We start from the raw sequence: 7,749 nt of genomic DNA, 5'->3' as shown, positions 1-7,749 counted from the left end.
TTTATGAACGGGACAGGTGGAATCTCGAACCCGGCGACAAACGCTACATTGTCCGCGCCACCAGCGTGATTGCCTTTGTGGTGGGCTCTGAGCCGCTCACCACCGCGGGATACCATATCGCTGCTTCCCACATCGACAGCCCCGGCCTCAAGCTCAAGCCGGAAAGCGTGAGAACCGAAAACGGCGTGACCCGCATGGCCGTTGAGGTTTACGGTGGGCCCATCCTCAGCACCTGGACAGACCGCGATCTGGGCATCGCCGGACAGGTGGCGGTGAAGCTGGATGACGGAACGACTGGCCTGAAAACGGTGGACCTGAAAACCACGGCCGCCGTTATCCCCAACGCCGCCATCCACCTTAACCGTGAGGTGAACAAAGGTTTTAAATACAATCCGCAGACCCATTTGCAGGCCATCCTCAGCTCCACTTCCACCAGCGCCGATCCTCTTAAAGAAGCGGTGGCCGCCGCCATCGGCATCGATCAGGAGCTTATCCTGGACATGGAGCTTTTCCTTTATGACCGCGCCAAAGCGGGAACCGGCGGCCTGGACAACAGCCTGATCTTCAGCGGCCGGCTGGACAACCTGGGCATGAGCCATGCCATCCTCAGCGCCATCCGCGGCACAGAAAAACCTCGCCTCACCTGTGTGGCAGCCCTCTTCGACCACGAGGAGATCGGCTCCACCACCCTTCAGGGCGCGGATTCATCCCTTTTGGCCAACACGCTGGAACGCATCGCCCTGGCCCGGGGCCTGGACCGCGAGGAGTATTTGATCTCGCTCGACCGCTCTTTCCTGGTGAGCGCGGACATGGCCCATGCCTACCATCCCGGCTATCCGGAGAAATATGACCCCAAAACCTCGCCGGCGATGAACGGCGGGCCCGCGATCAAATGGAATGCCAGCCATAAATACACCACCACCGTTGCCAGCAGCACGGTCTTCGCGCAGAACGCCAAAGCCGCGGGCGTGAACTGCCAGAAGTTCATGATGCACAGCGACTTGCTCTGCGGCAGCACCGTGGGCTCGATGCTCGCGGCGAAACTGGGGATCAGCACCGTGGACGTCGGCAACCCGCTCTGGGCCATGCACTCGATCCGCGAAACCGCTGGCGTGAACGACCATCTGGATATGATCAAGGTCCTTTCCCACTATTATCATTAATATAAAATAAGATAGGAGTGCCTCATGGCAGTATTCAAACCCTTCCGGGCCCTGCGTCCGGTACCCAAATACGCGGCGGACATAGCTTCGCTGCCCTATGATGTGATGGATTCGGACGAAGCCCGGATCGAGGTTAAGAAGCACCCGCTCAGCTATATCCACGTGGAGAAGCCGGAGGTTGACCTGCCGGTCGGCACCGATCTTTACGATCCCGCGGTTTACGCCAAAGCGAAGGAGAACCTAGACAACTACAGCCGCCAGGGCTACATGATGCAGGATCCCAAGCCTTATTTCTACATTTACCGCCAAACCATGGACGGCCGCGAGCAGAACGGCCTGGTGGGCCTCGCCTCGGTTGATGAATACATGGACGGCAAGATCAAGAAGCACGAATTTACCCGCGCCGACAAAGAAGCGGACCGCATCCGCCACGTTGACACCTGCGATGCCCACCCTTCACCGGTCTTTTTCACCTACCGTCACCAGGATGCCATCGACACTGTGGTGGAGAAAGTTAAACAGGCCAAAGACCCTGTTTACGACTTCGTTTCCGACGACGGCATCGGCCATTCGCTCTGGCTGGTGGATGAGCCTGCCGACATCGCCGCCATCCAAGACGCTTTTGCCAAAATGGATTGCCTCTATGTGGCTGACGGGCATCACCGCACCGCCAGCGCGGCCAAGGTGGGCCTTCTGCGCCGGGAAAAATATCCGGACTACACCGGAGAAGAAGAGTTCAATTTCTTCATGACCGTGATCTTCCCAGACAACCAGCTTAAGATATTTGATTACAACCGCGTGGTGAAAGACCTGAACGGCCATTCCAAAGAGGAGTTCCTGAAGCTGGTGGAAGAAAAATTCGAAATCACCCCCATAAAGGAAGCGGGCAATTTCCACCCCGGCAAGACCCACGAAATCGGTATGTATCTGGACCGCTGCTGGTATCGCCTGGTTCCCAAAGCTGGCACCTGGGACGCCGCCAATCCGGTGGCCTCGCTGGACGTTTCCATTTTGCAGGACAATTTGCTGCATCCCATTTTGGGCATCGGCGATCCCCGCCGGGACACCCGGATCGACTTTGTGGGCGGCATCCGCGGCCTCGATGAACTGGTCCGCCGCGTGGACAGCGGCAGGGAAGTGGTGGCTTTCGCCATGTATCCCACCTCCATGGACGAACTTCTGAGCATCGCCGACGCGGGCATGATCATGCCTCCCAAATCCACCTGGTTCGAGCCCAAACTGCGTTCGGGACTTTTCATCCATCCCCTTACGTGAGCAAATACTTCATCGAAAGCCTGGGCTGTGCAAAAAACCTGGTGGATAGTGAGGTTTTCGCCGCCATCCTGGAAAGGGCGGGTTACGAAGCTGCCGATTATCCCGAAGAGGCTGATCTGGTGCTGGTGAACACCTGCTCTTTCCTGGTGGATTCGCTGCGGGAACTGGACCTGGTGCTGAGCGACCTGGCCTCTCTGAAACAGGAGGGGCAGTTCGACCGGCTGCTGGTGACAGGCTGTTTGATGAACCGCGGGCTGGAGGATTTCCAAAGCCTCTTTCCCGAAGTGGACGCCTGGATCGGATTGAAGGACTTCGCGGCGCTGGAACGCTGGCTGCGCCTGGAGCCAGTTTCCGACCTGCCCAGAACCGCCATCCAGGGCGGATTTCACCGCTATCTGCGCATCAGCGACGGCTGCTCGAACCATTGCAGCTACTGTGCCATTCCCTCCATCCGCGGAAGCATGGCCAGCGTTCCCATCGAAGAACTGGTGCGGGAAGCGGAGGCTTTGGTGGCGAATGCCGAAGAAGGCTGGTGGGAACTGGTGGTGATCGCCCAGGACACTGCGAATTACGGACTGGACATCTACGAACGCAAAGCCTTGCCGGAACTGCTGGAGAAGCTCTGCGCCCTGCCGCAGTATAGCTGGGTCCGTGTGATGTACATGCATCCGGACCACTTTGAGACCGCCTGGCTGGAACTCTGGAAACGCCAGCCCAAGCTGCTGCCTTATTTCGAAATCCCCGTCCAGCACAGCGAAGACCGCATCCTGAAAGCCATGAACCGCAAAAAGGGGCGCCGCGAGTTGGAAGGGCTTTTCGGTACAATTCTGCAAGAACTGCCCCAGGCTGTGCTTCGCACCACCGTGATGAGCGGCTTTCCCGGCGAGACCAGGGCTGAAGCCCTGGCTCTTAAAAAGTTTGTGGCCGGAATTCCCTTTCTTCACCTTGGCGTGTTCAGCTATTCCCGTGAGGCAGGCACCCCGGCCTTTTCGCTGGAAGGGCAGGTTCCGCCCAGAACCGCGGAGAGGAGGATGAACGCTTTGCTGGCCTTGCAGGCGAACCGTCGTGAAGAGCTTCTGGAAAGATACGTGGGCCAGAGCGTGGAAATGCTGGTGGAGGAAGCGGAAGGCGAAAACGAAGGGGACGCCTGGATCGGCCGGGCCTGGTTTCAAGCGCCGGAGGTGGATGGCGTCACCTACATCGAAGGCAGCGGCCTGCAGCCTGGCCAGATAATCCGCGCAGAGGTCACCAACACCGTGGACCCCGACCTTTTTGCAGCAGTTTACCCAAAGGAGAATGAACAATGAAAGTAGCCCTCACCGGCATCAAGCCGACCGGTATCCCCCACATAGGCAATTACTTGGGCGCCATCCGCCCGGCTCTGGAACTTTCGCGAAGTTGTGAAGCGCGCTATTTCATCGCCGACTATCACGCCCTCAATGCCTGCAAGGACCCCGCCGCCATCCGCGCCATGACTCTGGAAATCGCGGCTGCTTGGCTGGCTTCGGGACTTGATCCGGACAAGGTGCTGTTCTACAAGCAATCCCTTGTGCCCCAGACCTTTGAGCTGCTGACCATTCTGCTGGCTTTCACACCCAAGGGCCTGATGAACCGCGCCCACGCCTACAAAGCCATCCTCCAGGAGAATGCCGCCAGCGGACGCGATCCCGACGACGGAGTGAACATGGGGCTCTTTACCTATCCCGTGCTGATGGCGGCCGACATCCTACTCTTCGACACCGACCTGGTGCCGGTGGGAAATGACCAGTTCCAGCACGTGGAAATGGCCGTGGATATAGCCCAGAGCTTCAATTTCACCTATGGACAGGAGTGTCTGCGCCTGCCTCAGCCCGTCGCCACCGAGCACAGCAAAACCCTGTTGGGGCTTGACGGGCGCAAGATGTCCAAAAGCTACGGCAACACCATTCCCATGTTCGCTTCCGAAAAGGAACTGCGCAAGCTGGTGATGCGCATCGTGACCAATTCCCAGGGAGTGGAAGAGCCCAAGGACCCCGAAACCTGCACAGTCTTTGCCCTGTACCGCAATTTCGCCAGCCCGGAGCAGGTGGAAAGCCTGCGCCAGCGCTATCTGGCCGGAGGCATGGGCTGGGGGCATGCCAAGCAGGAACTGTTTGAAGTGATGAACGTTGCCCTCACACCCCTGCGCGAGCGCTACCTCGAACTGATGTCCGAGCCCGAAAAGATCACCGCCATTCTGGAAGCCGGCTCAGCCAAGGCCAGGGAACTCGCCGCCGCCAAGATCAGGCAGTTGCGCTCCGTCATCGGGATGGATTGAACTTATTGCTCCACAATGAGATGCTTAGCCGGGGCGACTGCTGCCCCGGTTTTTTTGAAAGCCTTGTCGGGAGTCCTCTGGCCGTTAAGGCCCTGACCTGTGTCCCGGATGCGCCTCCCGCATGATGGCCGTATTTGGTGCGAGTATTTGGCGAGTGGCATGGGAGAGGGATGGCCTCAAGCGCTCAGGGCCTGACTGGCAGGACAGCGCGGCGGGTATATCTGGCTCTCTTTGAAAGGGATCCGAAAAAAGACGGCCTTAGGCAGGCCGTCCGGGATTATGAATGAGGAGATGGATGGGAATTGTTTATTTCAAGATCATTGAAGCTGATTTTCTGCCACCTTTGTTGCAGATGAGCGTTATATCGATCTTGTCATTCTTTTTCAGGTTGGGGATTTTGTAGATGTACTCTCCGCCGGTGGTTGAATCCTGCGCGCTGGCCACCTGGGAGATGATCATAGTGCCGTTGTGCCGGATTTCAATGCTTTGGATGAAGTGGCCCTGAGGGTTCTTGACACTGTGGTCGAAGCTTAGTTTCAGGGTTTGGGTGGCAGCGGTGTATGAGGCCTGTAACTCGGTTGCGGCGTGGCCGAAAGCACCGAAACTGAGGGCAAGAAGGACAAAGATAAAGAGGAGGTTTTTCATTATAATGATCTCCTTATAAGGTTCTGAATAGTGTTTGTTTTGAAGATGGAAGGGCCTGGCTGGCAATCAGCCTGGGCCAGGCCGTTCCAGTATGTATCATTCTATTTAACTCCATAGGTTATACCTGGTTGGAGGCGTTATCCTGCATTAGTTTTTGTTTTGCGCCGCGGCGTGGGCGAAAAGCTCGTCCATGGAGCGGAACCTGTTCAAAAGAGCCACGGCTTCCAGGAACTGCCTGTCCAGCTGGATGGTGGTTTTATAAGCCTCGAGGTCTCCATAAACGGTGCGCAGCAGTTCACTTTTGAGCACAGTGCGGATGTAGGTGCGGGTGCTGTCCAGATCAGCTTCGGTGTATTTGATGTCGTGAGCTGAGGCGTAGGTCAGGAAGCGGTTCATAAGGGCGTCATCCACCACGAAGTTGCGGTCGATGCTGTGGTCTTTCTCCACCATGTAATCCACCGCGAAATTGAAGAAGGTGTTGTGGCGGCGGAGTTCCATGGCGAGATTGGTCATGGGCTCACCCTGGATCTCGATATCGGGGGTGATGCCTCCTCCGCCATAAACTTCGCGGTTCTTCACTGTTTTATAGATCTGCTTGAGGTTGAGTTCCTCCTCGGCGGTGATGTCCGAGGTGGATATCTCTTTGCCCAGCAGGATCTTGTCGTTGCTCTTCTTGTGGATGCAGCGGCCGGATTTGATATAGTAGTAGGCGGTTGTGATCTTGATGCCGTTGCCGTTGATGAGCGGAATCAGCTGCTGCACGCTGCCTTTGCCGAAGGTGGTTTTTCCCACCACGAGGCCTTTGTCCCAATCCTGCAGGGAACCAGCGAAGATTTCGGAGGCGCTGGCGGAGGCTTCGTTCACCAGAACGATGATGGGATAATCGCGTGTCCTGGTGGCATTTCTGGTAAAGTACTGGCGATTGGCTGAGGGCATGCGGCCCTTGGTTTCCACCACCAGTTTGTTGGCGCCAATGAACTCGTTGACCGTTTCCACCGCCTGGTCGAGCAGCCCGCCGGGATTCCAGCGCAGATCTATGATGAGTCCATTTATGCCTTCAGCCTCAAGGGCGGCCAGCGCGGTGCGCAGCTCCTGGGATGTGTTTTCATTGAACTGGCTTAGCCGCAGATAGCCGGCGCCGTTATCGAGCTTGAAGCTGTAGGGCACGCTCTTGATCTTGATGGTCTCGCGGGTGATGCGGAATTCCAGAGGCTTGGCCACGCCGGGACGGCTGATGGTGATGGTCACGTTCGTGCCCACTTCACCGCGCATGTATTTTATTGCCTCGTCGGTGGTTACGCCCACGATGTTCTTGTCGTCCACGCGGATGATCTTGTCACCAGCGGTGATGCCCATCTTGTAGGCGGGGGTGCCCTCGATGGGTGAAATTACGGTAACGTAGTCGCCGATTTTATCGATTTGGATGCCAAGTCCGCCGAAGGAGCCTTTGGTGGAGGTGGTGAAGTCTTCATACTCGCTTTTGGTGAAATAGTTCGTGTGGGGATCGGTGGAACCCAGCATGCCGATGATCGCGGCCTTGATCAGCTCTTCGTCGTTGAGCTCGGTAACGTAGCTTTGCTTCAGTTTGCTGAGCACTTCGCTGAAGAGACCAAGCTGGGAATAGAGGTCGGTGCCCTTGTTTTGGCTTTGGGCAAAAACGCTGGTGGCGGTGAAAAGCATCACCGCGGAGAGGAACCACACGACGGCGATGGTGATCAGGGCGGTTTTTTGTTTCTTATTGTTCAATGGGTTCTCCTAACTGGCTTAAAACTCTTGAATATATTTTGGCATGGATTTCTTCAATGGGGAGGGAGCCATCCAGCACCACAAAACGGTCGGAATGGATCCTGGCGAGGTCCAGAAATTCGTTCCGGACCCGTTCGTGGAAAGAAATGTCCTCCTGTTCGAGGCGGTCAAGCTGGCGGTACTTGATGCGGCTTAGCCCTTCGACAACGGGCAGGTCGATGAGAAAGGTGAGATGGGGCACGGTGCTGAAAGTTGCGAAGTCAGTAAGCAGGCGGATGAAATCAAGTTTTTGGGCCCGGGCGGCACCCTGATAGGCAAAGGTGGAATCGAAGTAGCGGTCGCAGAGGACGGTTTTGCCTTCTTTCAAAGCCGGCAGTATCCATTCGCCGGTGTGCTGGGCGCGGCTGGCGCAGTAGAGCAGAAGCTCTGTTTCCGGCAGCATCTCGCGGCGTTCGGGATCAAGCAGCAAAGAACGGATGGTTTCAGCGATGGGCGGGCCCCCAGGCTCGCGGGTAAGCAGTACAGGCAATCCTCGTTCAGTGAGTTTTTTGCTCAACAGCACCATCTGGGTGCTTTTGCCGCTGCCCTCGATGCCTTCAAAAGTGATGAAAAGTCCTGTCATGA

7 protein-coding genes are annotated in these 7,749 nt (G+C 56.9%); 4 read left to right on the top strand and 3 right to left on the bottom strand.

The genetic code is table 11. From position 1 onward, the window contains the following. The 4 genes from GX466_05495 to trpS all read left to right on the top strand — a co-directional run. A partial coding sequence (locus tag GX466_05495; protein ID NLH93660.1) for a M18 family aminopeptidase occupies positions 1-1,163 on the top strand: 1,163 nt, incomplete at its 5' end. A gap of 24 nt (positions 1,164-1,187) precedes the next feature. Continuing rightward, positions 1,188-2,438: a DUF1015 domain-containing protein gene (locus GX466_05490; GenBank protein NLH93659.1), complete on the top strand. Its 1,251-nt coding sequence runs from the start codon at positions 1,188-1,190 to the stop codon at positions 2,436-2,438. After that, positions 2,435-3,745, top strand: a complete 1,311-nt coding sequence (gene rimO / locus GX466_05485; GenBank protein ID NLH93658.1) for a 30S ribosomal protein S12 methylthiotransferase RimO — start codon at positions 2,435-2,437, stop codon at positions 3,743-3,745. The genes GX466_05490 and rimO overlap by 4 nt, the downstream gene beginning before the upstream one ends. Beyond that, positions 3,742-4,734, top strand: a complete 993-nt coding sequence (gene trpS / locus GX466_05480; protein ID NLH93657.1) for a tryptophan--tRNA ligase — start codon at positions 3,742-3,744, stop codon at positions 4,732-4,734. The genes rimO and trpS overlap by 4 nt, the downstream gene beginning before the upstream one ends. A 306-nt stretch (positions 4,735-5,040) precedes the next feature. Here the strand turns inward: trpS and GX466_05475 are convergent, their stop codons facing one another. From GX466_05475 to GX466_05465, 3 genes are all read right to left on the bottom strand, one after another. After that, entirely contained in the window at positions 5,041-5,379 is a 339-nt protein-coding gene (locus GX466_05475) for a hypothetical protein (protein NLH93656.1), read from the bottom strand. 147 nt (positions 5,380-5,526) lie between these two features. Next, a complete protein-coding gene (locus GX466_05470; GenBank protein NLH93655.1) occupies positions 5,527-7,125 on the bottom strand; it encodes a S41 family peptidase in 1,599 nt (532 codons plus the stop codon). Continuing rightward, positions 7,115-7,747, bottom strand: coding sequence for a dTMP kinase (locus GX466_05465; protein ID NLH93654.1), 633 nt, complete (start codon positions 7,745-7,747; stop codon positions 7,115-7,117). Before GX466_05465 ends, GX466_05470 begins: the two co-directional genes overlap by 11 nt. Positions 7,748-7,749: the final 2 nt, after the last annotated feature.

This window comes from Candidatus Cloacimonadota bacterium, from assembly GCA_012516855.1.
Taxonomy (GTDB): Bacteria; Cloacimonadota; Cloacimonadia; order Cloacimonadales; family Cloacimonadaceae; genus Syntrophosphaera.
Note: the sequence above shows the minus strand (reverse complement) of the source record. Positions and strands in the feature narration are given on the sequence as shown.

Coding starts and splice junctions, on each gene's coding strand:
- GX466_05475 (NLH93656.1), bottom strand. CDS start 5,379: ATGAAAAACCTCCTCTTTATCTTTGTCCTTCTTGCCCTCAGTTTCGGT.
- trpS (NLH93657.1), top strand. CDS start 3,742: ATGAAAGTAGCCCTCACCGGCATCAAGCCGACCGGTATCCCCCACATA.
- GX466_05490 (NLH93659.1), top strand. CDS start 1,188: ATGGCAGTATTCAAACCCTTCCGGGCCCTGCGTCCGGTACCCAAATAC.
- GX466_05465 (NLH93654.1), bottom strand. CDS start 7,747: ATGACAGGACTTTTCATCACTTTTGAAGGCATCGAGGGCAGCGGCAAA.